Annotated in this window: 13 protein-coding genes and 1 pseudogene; 5 read left to right on the forward strand and 9 right to left on the reverse strand. The window is 69.1% G+C overall.

Annotated elements, in window-relative coordinates; all coding sequences use genetic code 11:
• Nucleotides 1–3: 3 nt before the first annotated feature.
• From VET29_RS21140 to VET29_RS44100, 4 genes are all read left to right on the forward strand, one after another.
• On the forward strand, nt 4–483 hold the full coding sequence (locus VET29_RS21140; RefSeq protein ID WP_324923109.1) for an NAD(P)H-dependent oxidoreductase subunit E: 480 nt from the start codon (nt 4–6) through the stop codon (nt 481–483).
• Between the two features lie 37 nt (nt 484–520).
• Nucleotides 521–2,098, forward strand: coding sequence for a formate dehydrogenase beta subunit (locus tag VET29_RS21145; protein WP_324923111.1), 1,578 nt, complete (start codon nt 521–523; stop codon nt 2,096–2,098).
• A gap of 115 nt (nt 2,099–2,213) precedes the next feature.
• Nucleotides 2,214–5,024, forward strand: a complete 2,811-nt coding sequence (fdhF, locus tag VET29_RS21150; protein ID WP_324923113.1) for a formate dehydrogenase subunit alpha — start codon at nt 2,214–2,216, stop codon at nt 5,022–5,024.
• A complete protein-coding gene (locus VET29_RS44100; RefSeq protein WP_414636549.1) occupies nt 5,021–5,281 on the forward strand; it encodes a formate dehydrogenase subunit delta in 261 nt (86 codons plus the stop codon). The genes fdhF and VET29_RS44100 overlap by 4 nt, the downstream gene beginning before the upstream one ends.
• 345 nt (nt 5,282–5,626) lie before the next feature.
• Here the strand turns inward: VET29_RS44100 and VET29_RS21155 are convergent, their stop codons facing one another.
• Nucleotides 5,627–6,052 (reverse strand): cyclodeaminase/cyclohydrolase family protein, encoded by a 426-nt coding sequence (locus VET29_RS21155; RefSeq protein ID WP_324923115.1) that lies wholly within the window; start codon nt 6,050–6,052, stop codon nt 5,627–5,629.
• Nucleotides 6,049–7,740, reverse strand: a complete 1,692-nt coding sequence (locus VET29_RS21160; protein ID WP_324923117.1) for a formate--tetrahydrofolate ligase — start codon at nt 7,738–7,740, stop codon at nt 6,049–6,051. Before VET29_RS21160 ends, VET29_RS21155 begins: the two co-directional genes overlap by 4 nt.
• Before the next feature lie 731 nt (nt 7,741–8,471).
• Here VET29_RS21160 and VET29_RS21165 point away from each other — a divergent pair.
• Nucleotides 8,472–8,969, forward strand: coding sequence for a GNAT family N-acetyltransferase (locus VET29_RS21165; RefSeq protein ID WP_324923119.1), 498 nt, complete (start codon nt 8,472–8,474; stop codon nt 8,967–8,969).
• On the opposite strand, the gene VET29_RS21170 is transcribed toward VET29_RS21165, so the two are convergent.
• The 7 genes and pseudogenes from VET29_RS21170 to VET29_RS21200 form a co-directional block, all read right to left on the reverse strand.
• Complete coding sequence (locus VET29_RS21170; RefSeq protein WP_324923121.1) at nt 8,935–10,011, reverse strand: hypothetical protein; 1,077 nt, start codon at nt 10,009–10,011, stop codon at nt 8,935–8,937. The two genes, VET29_RS21165 and VET29_RS21170, sit on opposite strands and share 35 nt — an antisense overlap.
• Nucleotides 10,011–10,784 (reverse strand): NAD(P)-dependent oxidoreductase, encoded by a 774-nt coding sequence (locus VET29_RS21175; protein ID WP_324923123.1) that lies wholly within the window; start codon nt 10,782–10,784, stop codon nt 10,011–10,013. Before VET29_RS21175 ends, VET29_RS21170 begins: the two co-directional genes overlap by 1 nt.
• Entirely contained in the window at nt 10,781–11,635 is an 855-nt protein-coding gene (locus tag VET29_RS21180) for an ABC transporter permease (RefSeq protein WP_324923124.1), read from the reverse strand. Before VET29_RS21180 ends, VET29_RS21175 begins: the two co-directional genes overlap by 4 nt.
• Nucleotides 11,632–12,540 (reverse strand): sugar ABC transporter permease, encoded by a 909-nt coding sequence (locus tag VET29_RS21185; protein WP_324923126.1) that lies wholly within the window; start codon nt 12,538–12,540, stop codon nt 11,632–11,634. The genes VET29_RS21180 and VET29_RS21185 overlap by 4 nt, the downstream gene beginning before the upstream one ends.
• The gene (locus VET29_RS21190) at nt 12,537–13,589 is read right to left on the reverse strand and encodes an ABC transporter ATP-binding protein (protein WP_324923128.1); all 1,053 of its coding nucleotides are present in this window, start codon (nt 13,587–13,589) and stop codon (nt 12,537–12,539) included. The genes VET29_RS21185 and VET29_RS21190 overlap by 4 nt, the downstream gene beginning before the upstream one ends.
• A complete protein-coding gene (locus VET29_RS21195; RefSeq protein ID WP_324923130.1) occupies nt 13,586–14,800 on the reverse strand; it encodes an extracellular solute-binding protein in 1,215 nt (404 codons plus the stop codon). Before VET29_RS21195 ends, VET29_RS21190 begins: the two co-directional genes overlap by 4 nt.
• An 18-nt stretch (nt 14,801–14,818) precedes the next feature.
• Nucleotides 14,819–16,189 (reverse strand): annotated as a pseudogene (locus tag VET29_RS21200) (hypothetical protein); the annotation flags it as partial.
• Between the last annotated feature and the right edge of the window lie 843 nt (nt 16,190–17,032).

The following is a 17,032-nucleotide window of genomic DNA, read 5'->3' on the forward strand; positions in this document are numbered from 1 at the left end:
GACATGACACCCGGCGCAACGACGGGCGGGTCGCCCCTGGAGCAGTACGTGCGCTCGGCCGTGGCCGCGCATCGTGCGGACCGGGGTGCGCTGCTGCCGATCCTGCACGATATCCAGGCCACCTTCGGCTACGTCGACCCGGCGGTGGTCCCGATCCTCGCCGACGAGCTGAACCTCTCCCGGGCGGACGTGCACGGCGTGATCAGCTTCTACCACGACTTCCGCAAGTCCCCCGCCGCCGGCACGCACGTGCGCGTCTGCCGCGCCGAGGCGTGCCAGGCCGCCGGCGCGGAACAGCTCGTCGCACACGTGAAGGACCGGCTGCACACCGACATCGGCGGCACCTCACCGGACCGCGGCACCACCCTCGACCAGGTCTTCTGCTTCGGCAACTGCGCACTCGGCCCCACGGTCGAGATCAACGGCAGGATCTCCGGACGCGTCACCCCGCAGCGGTTCGACGCCCTCCTGGATAAGGCATGAACATGCGGGTAGAGTGCGAACAGCAGGTGTATACAGTATGAGCAATGTAACGACGGTCTACGTGCCCCGCGACTCCGCCGCCATCTCGGTCGGCGCGGACGAGGTCGCGGTCGCCATCGCGACCTCCGCGGCCGCCGCCGGGCGTGAGATCAACCTGGTACGCAACGGTTCCCGCGGGCTGCTGTGGCTCGAACCGCTGGTCGAGGTGGAGACGCCGCGTGGCCGCGTCGCGTACGGCCCGGTCGCCGCGGACGAGGTCGACGACCTGGTCCACCGCGGCCTGCTCGACGGCGCCGACACCGGCCACAGCCTCGGCCTCACCGACGAGCACGAGTGGCTGCGCGACCAGCAGCGCGTCACCTTCGCCCGCGTCGGCGTCGTCGACCCGCTGTCCGCCCGCGACTACGAGGCCCACGGTGGCATGAGGGGCCTGCGCAACGCGCTGGACAAGACCCCGGAGCAGGTCGTCCAGGACGTCATCGACTCCGGCCTGCGTGGCCGCGGCGGCGCGGGCTTCCCCGCCGGCATCAAGTGGAAGACGGTGCTGGGCGCCCAGGCGGACGTGAAGTTCGTCTGCTGCAACGGGGACGAGGGCGACTCCGGCACGTTCGCCGACCGCATGCTGCTGGAGGGCGACCCGTTCACGCTCATCGAGGGCATGACGATCGCCGCCTACGCGTCGGGCGCCACCGAGGGCTACGTCTACATCCGGTCGGAGTACCCGGACGCGATCGCCACGCTGCGCCGCGCGATCGAAATCGCTTATGCCCACAACTGGTTGGGCGAGAACATCCTCGGCAGCGGCCTCGCGTTCGACCTGTACGTCAGGGTCGGCGCCGGTGCGTACATCTGCGGCGAGGAGACCTCGATGCTGGAGAGCATCGAGGGCAAGCGCGGCATGGTCCGCGCGAAGCCGCCGATCCCCGCGCTGGAGGGCCTGTTCGGCCGCCCGACGGTGGTCAACAACATCCTCACGCTGTGCGCGGTGCCGATGATCCTCGCCGACGGCGCCGAGCACTACCAGGAGTTCGGCGTCGGCCGGTCCCGCGGCACCCAGGTGTTCCAGCTGGCCGGCAACGTCGCGCGCGGCGGCATCGTCGAGCTGCCGTTCGGCGTCACGCTCGGCGAGCTGGTCAACGGCTACGGCGGCGGCACCCGCACCGGCAGGCCGATCCGCACGGTGCAGGTCGGCGGCCCGCTTGGCGCGTACCTGCCGGTCGAGCGGTTCGACCTGAAAATGGACTACGAGGAGTTCGCCGCGGCCGGCGCGATGGTCGGCCACGGCGGCATCGTGGTCTTCGACGACACCGTCGACATGGCCCGCATGGCCCGCTTCGCCATGGAGTTCTGCGCGCTGGAGTCGTGCGGCAAGTGCACGCCGTGCCGCGTCGGCGCGGTCCGCGGCCGCGAGACCATCGACAAGATCATCGCGGGCACGGACGTCGAGGAGAACCTCGTCCTGCTCGACGACCTCTGTGAGCTGATGACCGACGGCTCGCTGTGCGCGATGGGCGGGTTGACCCCCATGCCGGTCCGCAGCGCCGTCAAGCACTTCCCCGGTGACTTCAACCGGAGCACCACACTGCCCATGCCCACGTTCGGAGCCCCGTCATGAGCGCAGCTTGCGAAGCGAATCATCGATATTCAGGACGCCGTATCGATCGCGGAGGGCGCCGGCGGAGCGGAGCCTGCGGAGCGTTCCGGCGCCACGGAGCGAGCGAGGTGGCGTCATGAGCCTTCTGAAGGAACCTGACCTCGGCACGCCGGCACGCAAGGGCGACGCGACGGTCGAGGTGGAGATCGACGGCCAGTCCGTGGTGGTGCCCGAGGGCACCTCGGTCATGCGTGCCGCCGCGCTCGCGGGCATGGACGTGCCGAAGCTGTGCGCCACGGACTCGTTGGAGGCGTTCGGTTCCTGCCGCCTGTGCCTGGTGGAGATCGACGGCGTGAAGGGCACGCCCGCCTCGTGCACCACACCGGTCCGCGCCGGCATGGCGGTGCGGACGCAGACGCCGCGGCTGGAGAAGCTGCGCCGCGGCGTGATGGAGCTGTACATCTCCGACCACCCGCTCGACTGCCTGACCTGCTCGGCGAACGGCGACTGCGAGCTGCAGGACATGTCCGGCGTGGTCGGTCTGCGCGAGGTCCGCTACGGCGTCGGCGAGGGTGAGAACCACCTCGACGCGCCGACGGACTCCTCGAACCCGTACTTCGACTTCGACGCCAGCAAGTGCATCGTGTGCTCGCGGTGTGTCCGCGCCTGTGACGAGGTGCAGGGCACGTTCGCGCTGACGATCGAGGGCCGCGGCTTCGACTCGAAGGTGTCGCCCGGCGGCCTGGACTTCCTGAGCTCCGAGTGCGTCTCCTGCGGCGCGTGCGTCCAGGCCTGCCCGACGGCGACGCTCGAGGAGCGCTCCGTCGTGGACCTCGGGATGCCGACCCGCTCGGTGATCACGACCTGCGCGTACTGCGGCGTCGGCTGCTCGTTCAAGGCCGAGCTGAAGGGCGACGAGCTGGTCAGGATGGTGCCGTACAAGGACGGCGGCGCCAACGAGGGCCACTCCTGCGTGAAGGGCCGCTTCGCCTTCGGTTACGCGACCCACCCGGACCGCCAGCTGAGCCCGATGGTGCGCGAGAAGATCACCGACGAGTGGCGGCAGGTCTCGTGGGAGGAGGCCATCCAGACAGTCGCCACGAGGATGCGGGACATCCAGGAACGGCACGGCACCGGCGCGATCGGCGGCATCACCTCGTCCCGCTGCACCGACGAAGAGGTGTACGTGGTGCAGAAGATGGTGCGTGCCGCGTTCGGCAACAACAACGTCGACACGTGCGCGCGGGTGTGCCACTCCCCCACCGGTTACGGCCTCAAGCAGACGTTCGGCACGTCGGCGGGCACGCAGGACTTCAAGTCCGTCGACGACGCGGACGTGATCGTGGTGATCGGCGCCAACCCGACCGACGCGCACCCGGTGTTCGCGTCGCGGATGAAGCGGCGGCTGCGCAAGGGCGCCAAGCTGATCGTCATGGACCCCCGGCGGATCGGCCTGGTGCGCTCGCCACACATCGAGGCGGCGTACCACCTTCCGCTCCGGCCGGGCACGAACGTGGCGATGGTCAACGCGTTCGCGCACGTGATCGTCACCGAAGGCCTGGCCGACGAGGAGTTCGTGGCATCCCGTTGCGAGGACTACGAACCATGGGCCGAGTTCATCGCCCGGCCCGAGAACTCGCCGGAGGAGCTCGAGGAGATCACCGGCGTGCCGGCGGCCGACGTGCGTGCCGCGGCGCGGCTGTACGCGGCGGGCCCGAACTCGGCGATCTACTACGGACTCGGCGTCACCGAGCACAGCCAGGGCTCCACGATGGTCATGGGCATGGCGAACCTGGCCATGGTGACCGGCAACATCGGCCGCGACGGCGTCGGCGTGAACCCGTTGCGTGGCCAGAACAACGTACAGGGCTCGTGTGACATGGGCTCGTTCCCGCACGAGCTGCCCGGCTACCGCCACGTCTCCGACGACAACGTCCGGGACATCTACGAGAAGCTGTGGGGCACGCCGATCCTGCCCGAGCCGGGCCTGCGGATCCCGAACATGTTCGACGCGGCCATCGACGGCTCGTTCCGGGCGCTTTTCGTGCAGGGCGAGGACATCGCGCAGTCCGACCCGAACACACAGCACGTGCACGCGGCACTGTCGGCCATGGAGCTCGTGGTCGTGCAGGACCTGTTCCTGAACGAGACGGCGAAGTTCGCGCACGTGTTCCTGCCGGGGACGTCGTTCCTGGAGAAGGACGGGACGTTCATCAACGCGGAGCGGCGGATCAACCGCGTGCGCCCGGTGATGAAGCCGAAGACCGGCAAGCACGAGTGGGAGATCGTCTGCGAGATCGCGCGGGCGATGGGCTACCCGATGCACTACGACGACACCAGCCAGATCATGGACGAGATCGCGTTGACGACGCCGACGTTCAGCGGTGTGTCGTTCGACCTGCTCGACCGGGTCGGCAGCGTCCAGTGGCCGTGCAACGAGAACGCCCCGCTCGGCACGCCGATCATGCACAAGGAGACGTTCGTGCGCGGCAAGGGCCGTTTCATGCCGACGAACTACGTGCCGACGAAGGAGCGGAGCACCCGAAAGTACCCGCTGATCCTGACGACGGGCCGGATCCTGTCGCAGTACAACGTGGGCGCGCAGACCCGGCGGACGGCGAACGTGACGTGGCACCCCGAGGACACGCTGGAGATCCACCCGCACGACGCGGAGGTACGCGGGATCAACGACGGCGACCGGGTGACGCTGGCCTCCCGCGTCGGCCAGACGTCCTTGCACGCCAGGATTTCCGACCGCATGCCGGTAGGCGTCGTGTACACGACGTTCCACCACCCGGTAACCGGCGCGAACGTGGTGACCACCGAACACTCGGACTGGGCGACCAACTGCCCCGAGTACAAGGTGACCGCCGTACAGGTAGGCCTACAGACGTCCAAAGTGGACGCCGACAAGGCCCAGGTCGCGGTCCCGGTAGCAGGCTCATGACCGACGGGCTTCCCCCACACGTGCGACTGGCGAACGAGATCGCGATCCAGTTCGCCCACCTGGACTTCACCGACGGCGCAACGAGGGTCGCCAAGCACATGCACGACTTCTGGGACCCCCGAATGCTACGCGCCCTGTTCACCTACAAAGACACAACCGGCCAAGACCTGGACCCCCTAGCCGCCGCAGCCGTAGACCACCTACGCCACCCCACCGACCCCCAACCCCCACCCCGCGAGTCCCGCCCCCAAACATAACGAGTCCCGCCCCCAAACAGCGCGAGTCCCGCGTTCACACACACCGAGTCCCGCATCCACACATCGCGAGTCCCGCGTTCACGCATCGCGAGTCCCGCGTTCACGCATCGCGAGTCCCGCGTTCAGGCATCGCGAGTCCCGCGTTCAGGCACACCGAGTCGCGTTCTCATGCACACCGAGTCGCGGTTTCGTGCAACCGAGCCGCGGATTCCTGCAACCGAGGTGCGGTTTCGTGCGCACCGAGTTGCGATTTCGTGCACCCGGCCCGAGCCATGATCTGCATGAAACCGCAGTTCGGTATGTCTGAACGCGCGACTCGCGCTGTTTGAACGCGCGACTCGCGGGTCACTCGGTGGTGTTGATCTCGACCAGTACGGTGGCTGCCTTGCCGGCGGCTTCGGCCAGGAGTTCGGCGACTCGGGCGTCGCCCAGGAGGCGGGGGTTGCCGGTCGCGGCGAGGCTGTGGGCGAGCGCGGCCACCTCGGCCGCGGCCGCGGCGATCGCGCGGGGGACCTCGGTGGCGACACGCATCGCCTCCTTGCGCGGGTCACCGCGGGACGCCAGGACCGCCGTGTAGGCCTCCGCATCGTCGGTCGCCAGTTGGACCAGGCGGGCACGCAGCTCGTCACCCGCCGACGCCACCGGGTCCGACGAGCTGAACCGGGCCACCATCGAGACCAGTGCGGCGGCCGACGCGGCGGCCATCGCGGCGACCGCCCCTCCCCCGGGTGCCGGGGTGCGGGCGGCCACCTCGTCCAGGAACGACTTCACGACAGCCCCACGATCTCCCCGTCGGCGTCCAGGTCGATACGGGTCGCGGCCGGCGACGCGCCCAGCCCGGGCATCGTCCGCATGTCGCCGCAGATCGGGTACACGAAGCCCGCGCCGACCGACGCGCGCACCTCGCGCACGGGCAGCGTCCAGCCGGTCGGGGCACCCAGCAGCTTCGGGTCGGACGAGATCGACAGGTGGGTCTTCGCCATGCAGATCGGCAGGTCGCCGAAACCGTTGCGCTCGAACCGATCCAGCTGCCGGCTCGCCGCGGTCGAGTACGACACGCCATCCGCGCCGTACACCCGTGTCGCGATCGTCTCGATCTTCTCGCGCAGCGGCGCGGACGACGGGTACAGCAGTTGGAACTCGGTCTTCTCCGCCGCCGCCTCCGCGACCGCCTCGGCCAGCTCGACCGCGCCCGCGCCGCCCTCTGCGAAGTGGTTGCTCACCGCGACCCTGGCCCCGAGCGACTCCGCGATCTCCCTGATCACGGCGTGCTCCGACGCGAAGTCGCCGGGGAAGGCGTTGATCGCGACGACCGGGGACACCCCGTGCATGCGGATGTTCTCGATCTGCTTGCGCAGGTTCGCGGCGCCCGCGTGCACGTCGTCCGGGTTCTCCGCCAGCAGCTCCGAAGGCAGCGGCCTGCCGGCGACGATCCTGAACTTGCCGGAGTGGGCCTTCAACGCACGCACGGTCGCGACCAGCACGGTCGCGTCCGGGGCCTCGCCGGACACCCGGCACTTGATGTTGAAGAACCGCTCGGCGCCCATGTCCGCACCGAAGCCGGCCTCGGTGATGAGGTAGTCGCCGGTGTGCAGCCCGATGAGGTCCGCGACGACCGACGAGTTGCCGGTGGCGATGTTGCCGAACGGTCCACAGTGGACAAGAACGGGGGTGTTCTCGATGGTCTGCATGAGGTTCGGCTTGATCGCCTCACGCAGCAGGACGGTCATCGCGCCCGCGGTCTCGAGCTGCTCGGCGGTGACGGGCTCGCCGGCGCGGGTGTAGCCGACGACGATCCGGCCGAGCCGCGCGCGAAGGTCATCGATGCCCGTGGTGAGCGCCAGCGCGGCCATCACCTCGGAGGCGGCGGTGATGTCGAAGCCGGACTGGCGGGTGACGCCGTCGGCCTTGCCACCGAGCCCGATCACGATGTTGCGGAGGGTGCGATCGTTCATGTCGAGCACCCGGCGCCAGGTGATGTCGTCCAGGCCGAGCGCGTTGCCCTGGTGCAGATGGTTGTCGACCATGGCGGCGAGGAGGTTGTGCGCCGCGGTGACGGCGTGCATGTCGCCGGTGAGGTGGAGGTTGAGCAGCTCCATGGGGACGACCTGGCTGTAGCCACCGCCTGCCGCGCCGCCCTTGATGCCCAGCGTGGGCCCCATGGACGGCTGCCGGATGGCGACCGTGGCCTGCTTGCCGATGTGCTTGAAGCCCTGCCCGAGCCCGACGGTGGTCGTGGTCTTGCCCTCGCCGAGCGGGGTCGGCGTGATGGCGCTGACCAGGACGTACTTGGCACGCGGGGCGGACCGCAGCTCGCCGATCGCGCCGAGCCCGATCTTCATCACGTCGCGGCCGTAGGGTTCGAGCAGGTGGGACGGCAACCCCATGTCACCGGCGATGTCCTCTACGGGCTTGAGCTTCGCGCCACGCGCGATCTCCAGGTCGGACGGAAAGGCCATGAACACTCCTCGGGATCGCCGGTGTTGCTGCTCCCCAGTCAACCAGCGCGGGCCGCCCGCAGCAGAATCGGCCCAAAAGGGACGAAATCCACGCCGGGTTGGCCGGCAGCAGACAAACATGCGCAAGCACTTACCGTGCCGAGCCAAGACACCGGTCAGCGCCCGTCCGAAGACCGACCACGACTGCGCTTCAGGAACACGCAACTCGGTGCCGGTTCCCGACACAAGCCCTCCCGACTCAGGCTGGCCCGAGTCAAGCTCGCCCGACGAATGACTCACGACTCAAGCCCACCCGATCCACCCCTGCCCAATCCGCACGAAAGGACCGTTCGTTCGACTTTCCCGGACACACGTCCGCGAAGCGACAAGGGGGACCCCTGGTTCCATTCTACCGGCAGGCAACGACAAAAACGAAGTCTGAGCTGCACGAACGGACCGTTCGTACGGCTACCTCTGGGCGAGCCCGAGACTCGCCGGTGAACTGGCTCACTCTCCCATCGCCGTTGCGGTCCATGAACGGGCGGAGCGGATTCGCCACACCGCCAGCTCCTCGGCAGACGAGACAGACCATCCCTCACACCGCACAGGCCACAGCCAAGACAGGCGTGACGGACCTCCGCAGCCTCACGTCGTACGCCACAACACCAGCACTTGGATGAAACGAACGCACATGGACACCGCAGGCAACGCCTGGACAGCACACAAGGCCCGCGGGCCATATCGTGAGTGATGTGGACCTTGTGCTTCGGCCCCTTCGGCCGGGAGACGAGAGCGCCTTCGTCGACGCCCACGTCGCGATGTCGCGCGAGGGGTTTCAGTTCGGGCACGAGTACACCCCCGGCACCCCGTGGACCGCCTACCTCGCACGGATGGAGGAGCTACGGGCCGGGATCAACGTCGACGGGTTCGTCCCGACCACCTTCCTCGTCGCGGAGGTTCGGGGGCACATCGTCGGTCGCACGTCCGTCCGGCATCGGCTCAACGCGGCGCTCACCCAGGTCGGCGGTCACATCGGTTACTGCGTGCTCCCCGATCACCGGCGGCGCGGCTACGCGACCGAGATCCTCCGCCAGAGCCTCCCGGTCGCCCGATCGCAGGGGGTGCACGACGTGCTCGTCACCTGTGACGACACCAACCTCGCCTCCCGCCGTGTCATCGAGGCCTGTGGCGGGCACCTGGCCAGCACCGACGGGACTACCCGCCGATACTGGCTTCGATCATCTCCCTGATCAGCGGCTGCCGCCACGCCGGCGCCAGGCCCAGGTGGTAGAACGCCAAACCCGTCGCCCCCGCCGACACCAGCGACCGGGCGTGGTGCGGCAGGTCGTCCTCCGCCTGCAGGACCGTCACGTAGGCGTCGACCGGACGGCCCGTGGTCACCGCCGCCTCCACCACCGGCGTGCTGTCCGTCGGCCACGCGGGAACCACCAGCGCCGCCACGTCCACGCCGGCCGTCGGGGTCAGCCCCGGCGACGCGCCCGTCACCCACGGGTCCGGGTGCGCGTGCAGGATCACCGGCACCGACAGGCCCGCCAGTACCTCCGCCCGCAACGCATCCGTCGCCGCCTGGCGGACCGCCAGCAGCACCTCCGCGAACGGCACCTCCCCCGACGTCCGCACCGCCTCCCGCAGCGTCGACAGCACCCACGGCGGGTCCAGGCCCCGGCCCGACCATCCCATCTGACACGCGTCACAGCAGCACACCGACAGCCACCGCTGCGCGTAGGGGGTCCACGCGTTGTCCGTCTTCTCGTGGTGGGACTGGTGTGTCAGCCCCAACTGCCCACACGCCTCCAGCGACACGTCATCCGCGTCCGCCGCCGCCTCGACCGCGAGCGTCGCCGCGTACTCGCGGACCTCCGCGCGGGACGGGCACAGCGCGTACGGGTACCGGTCGCCGAAGCAGTTCACCACCGCGACGTCGGGGAACGACGTGCCCAGGCGACTGTTGTGCGTCAGCACCACCCATGCCGACACGCGCAGCCCGGCCGACCGCAACACGGTCGCCGCCGAGCCCCATGAGTCCGAAGTGGACATCCAGTCCGGCGTCAGCGGGCGCAGCCGCCGGCCGCGCCACACCGACTCGCGGACCGGACGGTACAGCGCCGCATACCGGGCCTCCACCAGCTGGTGTGACGGGTGCATCGGGGTCGCGGCACGGACCGAGTGGTACGCCGCCGCCAGCGCCACGGTCGACAGCCCGGCGGTGCGTTCGACAAAACCCTTGTCCCCCAACACGTCCCACGGATATGCGTGTCCCGTGAGCCGCATCAGAAGTTCGTCTCCGGGCCGCAGAACTCCTCGCCGCCCAGGTAGGTCCGGTCCAGCTCGGACGACGGGGTCACGTCGTCGGCGTACTTCTCCGCGTCGTCCCGTGGTTCGTAGCCCAGCTCACGGCCGGCGGCCAACGAGAACTGTGCGCGCGTGTTGGCCGAGATGCCCCACACGATGCGGAAACCCGTGCCGGGAAACGCGATCGCCGCCTCGAACAGCCTGGCGCAGTCGTCCGGGGACAGCCACGTGCCCAGGTGCCGCTCGGTCACCGGCCGTTCGATGCACGTTCCTATCCGGACACACAGCACGTTCAGGCCGTACCGGTCGTGGTAGAGGCTACCCAGCGCCTCGCCGGCGACCTTGCTCACGCCGTAGTACGTGTCCGGTCGCGGGTACAGGTCGTCCGGCGCCTGCCCCGCCGGGTGGAAGCCCACCGCGTGGTTGCTGCTCGCGAAGATCACCAGCCGCACCCCGGCGTGCCTGGCCGCCTCCAGCACCCGGTAGGTCCCGTCGATGTTCACCGTCAGGATGTCCGCCCACGGCGCCTCGCGGCTGTGCCCGCCGAGATGGATCACCACGTCCACGTCCGCGCAGGCCGCCGCCATCGCCTCGGGGTCGGTCACCGAGGCCGTCACCACCTCGGCGCCGTCACCGGGCAGCACCGGCGCCACGTCCAGCAGCCGCAGCACCCGGCCGGGGCGGGCCAGCCTGGGGCGCAGCAGCGTGCCGACGCCCCCGGCCGCGCCGGTGATCAACACTCGTTCCGTCAAGTCACGGGCTCCTTCAACCTGGTCACGAGCTGGGTCGGGTTGACGAACCGTAGCGCGATCACCAGGAGAACGGCCATCGATCCGGTGTAGATCACGGCCATCGCGTCGACGGACTGCTGTGCGCGGATCCCGGCCGAGAACATCGCCTCGTACAGCGACACCACCAGCGTCTGGCTCGTCGGCCCGGCGGTGAGGAACGTCAGTTCGAACATACCGACCGTACGCACCAGCACCAGGATCGACGCCGCGAGGATGCCCGGCACCAGCAGCGGCGCGAGCACCCGGCCGAACACCGCGGACGTCCGCGCGCCGCACATCCGGGCCGCGGCCTCGATCTTCGGGTCGATCTGCTCGATGAACGGCGTCATCGTCAGGATCACGAACGGCACCGACGGCACCAGGTTCGCCAGGACCACGCCGGTCATGCTGCCAGCCAGGCCGAACTTGTAGAGCACGGTCGCGAGCGGGATGCCGTAGGTCATGGGCGGCATCAGGATCGGCAGCAGGAACAACACGTTCACCAGCGGCTTGCCGACGAAACTCCGGCGTGCCAGGGCATACGCGGCCGGCACGCCCAGCACCACCGACAGCACCACCACGGCGAGCGACACCTGCAACGTCACCAGCAACACGTCCAGCAGGTTCATCTCGTGCCAGGCCGTGGCATACCAGGACGTGGTCAGCCCGGCCGGCCACCAGGTGCCGAACCACTGCCTGGAGAACGAGTTCACGACGACCGAGATCACCAGCGCGAACACGTTGAGCAGGAAGAACGCGACCACGCCCCACGTCAGCCATTTGCCCAGAGACAGCTTCGCGGAGCTTGCGGAGCGAACATCCGACACGGTCATCCCTTGCCTCCCGTCGCGCCACGGTACAAAGTGGACCGCCACAGCAGCACGATGCCGATCACCACGAGCATGACGACCGCCATGATCATCGCGATGGCCGAGCCGAGCGGGTAGTCGAAGTCGCGGAACGCCGCCTCGTACGCGGCGATCGACATCACCCTGGTCTCACCCTGGGGCAGACCGACCAGATACGCCGACGGGAACACGGAGAACGCGAGCACGAACGTCAGGCAGAACGTGATCGCGAGGCCCGGTGCGAGCAACGGCAAGGTGATGTACCGGAAGCGCCTGCGCCAGTCCGCGCCCAGCGTCGCCGCCGCCTGCTCCAGCGTCGGGTCGATGCCGGACAGATACGACAGCGTCAGCAGGAACGCGAACGGGAACCCGCTGATGACCAGCGACAGCAGGACGCCGGTGTAGTTGTGTATCAGGCGAAGGGACTCCACGCCGAACAGCCCGAGCACCTTGTTGAACCAGCCGGTCGGGTCCAGGTAGCGGAGCAGTCCCTCAGCCGTGAGCACCGTGCCGAGCGTGATCGGCAGGACGAAAAGCGTGGTGAGGAAACGCTTTCCACGCACCCGGCCACGCATCCGGTAGGCGATCGGGATCGACGCCAGCACGTTGATCAGCGCGGCCGGGATCGCCAGCCGCAGCGTGATCCAGATCGTGTCGAACAGGTAGGAGTCGGAGAAGAACCTCGTGTAGTTCCCGAACGGGCTGCCGCCCTCCTTGGGCTGGAACGACAGCTGAAGTCCATAGAGGACCGGATAGACGAACAGCACGAGCACGAACAGCAGCGCGGGCAGCAGCAGGATGATCGTGCGGTCCAGCCCACGTTCGGCCAGCCGATGCCTGAGGCTGGGCCTGTCCTGCGGGGTGGCGGGTTTCTCGACTGTCGCGGTCATGGCGCGAACACCAGCACCCGTTCGCGGGACACCCGGAACAGCACCTCGTCGCCCGGGGCGAGCCGGCTCTCGGTCCGCACGTGCAGTGCCTCGCCACCTGGCAGCCGGGCCTCCACGGCCTGCTCGCGGCCGTGGTACTCCACGACCTCGACCGAAGCCCGCAGGGTGTTCTCGCCCTCCTCGGTCGCCACCACGACGTCCGTGGGCCGGAAAGCCGCCACCGCCGCTCCCTCGGTGAGCCCGTCCCGGTTCACGCCGGTCAGGGCGATCCCCTCGCCGACAACGGAAGCCATACCTTCGTCCGAAGAGGACAGCCGGACCGGCAGCAGGTTGCGGTAGCCCATGAAGCCGGCCACGTAACGGTTCGCCGGGTGCGCGTACACCTCCTCCGGCGAGCCGATCTGCTGCACCAGGCCGTCCCGCAGCACGACGAGCCGATCGGCGAGCGCCAGCGCCTCCTCCTGGTCGTGCGTCACGTACACGGTGGTGAGCCCGAGGGACTGGTGGAGCCTCCTGATCTCGGTCCGCATCTCGATCCGCAGCGCGGCGTCCAAGTTGGACAGTGGCTCGTCCATCAGCACCAGCGCCGGCTCCAGCACGATGGCACGCGCGATCGCGACCCGCTGCTGCTGCCCGCCGGACAGCTGTGCGGGAAACTTCCGCGCGTGGTCGGTCAGCTGGACCAGCCGCAGCGCCTCGTCCACGCGGCGTTCCCGCTCGGCCTTGCCGACCTTGCGCATCGACAGTCCGAACGCGACGTTCCGGCGCACGGACATGTGCGGGAACAACGCGTAGTTCTGGAACACCATGCCGAAGCCGCGCCGCTCCGGCGGCAGCGTGTCGATCCGCCTGCCGTCCATCAGGATCTGCCCGCCGGTCAGCGGCAGCAGCCCGGCGAGGCAGTTCAGCGCGGTCGACTTGCCGCATCCGGAGGGACCGAGCAGGGCGACGAACTCGCCGCCCTTGATCGTCAGGTCCAGGTCCCGCAGGGCGACGGTGTCCCCGAACGCCCTGCGCACCCGGTCGATGTGCAGCTCCGCGAAGCTCACTTCGTCTTCCCACTGCCGATCTCGCGGTCCCACTTCTGGAACGCGGCGACCTGCTGCTCAGCGGGAAGCGACGTCTCCTGCGGGTTGTTCTTGATCAGGTTGTCGTACTCCTTGCGGCCGAACTGCGCGATCGCGTCCTGCGACTCCTGCGGCGCCATGTCCAGTGTCACGCCCTTGACCGCCGGGCCGGGGTAGAAGTATCCCTTGTCGTAGGCCTTCGCCTGCTGCTGCGGCTTGAGCATCCACTGGATCAGCGCGAGGTCCGCGGACAGCACGTCCTCCGAGACACCGCGCGGGATCACGGCGTAGTGCGCGTCGGTGACCCAGTGGAAACCCTTGAGCGTCGTGATCTTCATGCCCGCCGGCACGGTGCCCAGCACGCGTGGGTTGATGTCCCAGCCGGTGGTCGAGGCGATCATGTTGACCGTCCCGTTGGCCAGGTTCGTCATCGTCGCCGAGGTGCCCGTCGGGTAGTAGTCGACGTACTGGCCCAGTTCCTTGAGGAAGGCCCAGGTCTTGTCCCAGCCCTTCTCCGGATCCTTGGGGTCCTTGTCCTTCAACAGGTATGGCAGCCCCATGAGGAACGTCCTACCCGGACCGGAGTTGGCCGGCACCGCGTACTGGAACTTGCCTGGATGCGCCTTCGCCCAGTCCAGCAGGTCGTCGGTGGACTTCGGCGGGTCCTTGACCACGTTCGGGTCGTACTCGAACAGCGGACCGGACGGGTAGAAGGTGACCTCGATCCCCTGGTCCTGCGCCAGTTCCTGCATCTTCGCGGCGGCCGGGAGGTAGTTCTCCGCCAGCTTCGGGAACCGGGACGAGAAGTCCGGCAACACCTTCAGCACCAGCTTCTGCTGGATCACCGCGGACAGGCCGTCGGTGCCGGTCAGCACGAGGTGGGTCTGTGACTGGCCGCCCTGCTGCTCGGCCTGCAGCTTGCCCGGCATCTCCGGCGAGGTCGACTTGGTGTAGTTGACCTTGCTGACGATGTCCGGGTACTTCTGCACGAACTCGTCGATCATGCCCTGCGTGAGCTGCAGGTTGCCGGCCACGTCGAGGATGTTCAGCTCGACCGGCTGCGACGGCTTCGCCGGCACGTTGCTCGTCTCGACCGTCGCGGGTGGCGCCTTGGGGGTCTCCGGCGCGCCACACGCGAGCGTGGCCGTGAGCACAACCGCCAACCCGAAGGCCAACTTCGTCGTCCTGCGCATGCTTTCTCGTCCCTTTCTCTACCGCGTACCACGCAACCGGTGGCGCAGCTGGGCCTGGTACAGGTTGGTCGGGTACACCGCCTCGTCGAGCGCGTCCGCCACCGAGCCGACGTCGCCGGTGAAGTCCTTGGGGTGGTCGGTCGGTCCGGTCGTGCCGCGGATGCCGACCATGGCGCTGCGCGGGGCGTGCTCCTCGAGACGGATGCCGTGCGCGCGGCCGCCGAGCACGTCGATGTTCCAGTGGCAGAACCGCGCGCCCCAGCGCGGTCCCGCGTCGCCCGCACCGCCGGTGGAACCGTTGTTGGTCACGGTGATCGCGGTCCGGACGCTCTCGAACGGCAGCGCGCGGTGCGAGTCGAACGTGCCCTCCATGACCCCGTCGCACCACACGTTCCCGCCCGACAGGCCCTCGGTGTTGAGGCCGTGGTGGATCGCGCCGGCCGCGACCGGGACGGTGGCCGGCGGGATCTCGAAGTGGTCGACGAGCATGTCGTTGGTCTGCACGCGGCAGATGAACGTGTGGTGGCGGGCGCGGCCGCCGATCCGGACGCCGGTGAGCGTGAGGTTCTTGGACGTGGTCGAGCCGAAGCCGTTGTCGCTGTGCCACAGGTCGACGTCGCGGGCCCAGCAGTTGAGCGTGGCCTGGAAGTGCGGGCCGTTGAAGCCGAGGTCCTGGTGGTGCGTGGTCTGCGGGGTCAGCCGCATCTCGATGGTCAGGTCCTCGATGCCCGACTCGCGGACGGCGGGACCGAGCGTGGCGAACCGCGGTGACCAGCCCCGCCGCAGGTCGATCCGGAGCGGTTGGGCGAGTGTCACGAAGTCGCGTCCGACCCGCGCGACCTCGACCGGGAAACGGTACCGCGCGAAGTTGACCTTCAGCGGCCAGTCGGTGAGCTCCGGGCGCAGGCGGCGGGCGGCGGTCTCCCACGGGTAGGTCGCGGTGCCGGGGACGTCGCCGGCCAGGTGCGCGAGCAGTGTGTTGTCGGGGGTGTTGTCGGCGAGGAGGAGGACGTGCTGGCCGGGCCGGAACCCGCCGGCGTCGGACACCGGGAGGTGCCGGGCACCCCGCGGGACGGGGCCGGTGACCTCCGCCAGGTCCTGGTTGTCCAGCCAGCCCTCGTTGCCGACGAAGCCCGCGGCCTCCAGCTGACCGCGCAGCTCGCGCGGCATGAACCAGACCATGCCGCCGTTCCACGACCATTCCTGACGGGACGGCGGTCGGTAGCTTTCGGTGAGGGACCTGTCGAAGTACAGCCTGGTGCGGTGCCGGCCGGCGCCGCGGATGACGACGTTGCTGCGGTGGACCCACACGACGCCGGTCAGCAGGAACGTCCCGGGTGGGACGTACACGGCACCGCCGCCGGCCGCGCCCACCCGCTCGACCGCCTCGTTGAAGGCGGCCGTGCAGTCGGTCGTGCCGTCGCCGACGGCGCCGAAGGACGTCACGCTAGCGCGGACCCTGGGGCGCGGGATCGGCCGCTCGCCACGGTGGTATCCGGCGTAGGAGACGTTGGGCACCAAGGGATGCGTGTCCGGCCTAGACAGGTACTCCCGCCACAGCCCGTTCCACGGCCTGTTCCACACAGGACGATCAGCCGCCGCGGCGGTGCCGCCGCTCGCCGCCACCAGGCACCCGCTCGCCGCGAAAGTTCCAGTCGTACGAAGGAATCCGCGCCGATCCATGATTGGGAGCGTAGCGGCCCCGCCCAGCCGAGGAAAAGGCTTTCCTAGACACGCCACCACGAAAGTTCCGCCCGCACCTCCCCGCCAATACTCAACCCCCCTCTGTATCGAGCAAGGTCATACCCACGCTGCATAACAGAAGCCCACCAAGCCCACAACGCCACCCCACCCCACCACCCCACGAGTCCCGCGTTCAACCCCGCGAGTCCCGCGTTCACCCACACCGAGTCCCGCGTTCAAACACACCGAGTTGCGGTTTCGTGCACATGCCCCGGCCTTGGTCTGCACGAACCCACAGTTCGGTACGTCCGAACGCGCGACTCGCGCTGTCTCAACGCGCGACTCGCGGGTGGCCCAACACGGGACTCGCGGTGCCCGAACGCGGGACTCGCGCTGTGCCAACGCGGGACTCGCGGTGGGCCGACGCGGGACTCGCGGTGGGGCTACGCGGCGCCTGTGGGTGGTGGGGGGTTACTTGCCCTTTTCGGCTTTCTTGGACTCTTTCGCGGCTTGCTTCTCGGACTGGCGCTCTGCCTTGGCCTCTTGCTT

The organism is Actinophytocola sp., assembly GCF_035634895.1.
Lineage (GTDB): Bacteria > Actinomycetota > Actinomycetes > Mycobacteriales > Pseudonocardiaceae > Actinophytocola.

Excerpts from the sequence above, each read along its gene's own strand:
- VET29_RS21170 (WP_324923121.1), bottom strand. The coding sequence starts at position 10,011 with ATGCGGCTCACGGGACACGCATATCCGTGGGACGTGTTGGGGGACAAG.
- VET29_RS21180 (WP_324923124.1), bottom strand. The coding sequence starts at position 11,635 with ATGACCGTGTCGGATGTTCGCTCCGCAAGCTCCGCGAAGCTGTCTCTG.
- VET29_RS21195 (WP_324923130.1), bottom strand. The coding sequence starts at position 14,800 with ATGCGCAGGACGACGAAGTTGGCCTTCGGGTTGGCGGTTGTGCTCACG.
- VET29_RS21185 (WP_324923126.1), bottom strand. The coding sequence starts at position 12,540 with ATGACCGCGACAGTCGAGAAACCCGCCACCCCGCAGGACAGGCCCAGC.
- VET29_RS21145 (WP_324923111.1), top strand. The coding sequence starts at position 521 with ATGAGCAATGTAACGACGGTCTACGTGCCCCGCGACTCCGCCGCCATC.
- VET29_RS21140 (WP_324923109.1), top strand. The coding sequence starts at position 4 with ATGACACCCGGCGCAACGACGGGCGGGTCGCCCCTGGAGCAGTACGTG.
- VET29_RS44100 (WP_414636549.1), top strand. The coding sequence starts at position 5,021 with ATGACCGACGGGCTTCCCCCACACGTGCGACTGGCGAACGAGATCGCG.
- VET29_RS21160 (WP_324923117.1), bottom strand. The coding sequence starts at position 7,740 with ATGGCCTTTCCGTCCGACCTGGAGATCGCGCGTGGCGCGAAGCTCAAG.
- fdhF (WP_324923113.1), top strand. The coding sequence starts at position 2,214 with ATGAGCCTTCTGAAGGAACCTGACCTCGGCACGCCGGCACGCAAGGGC.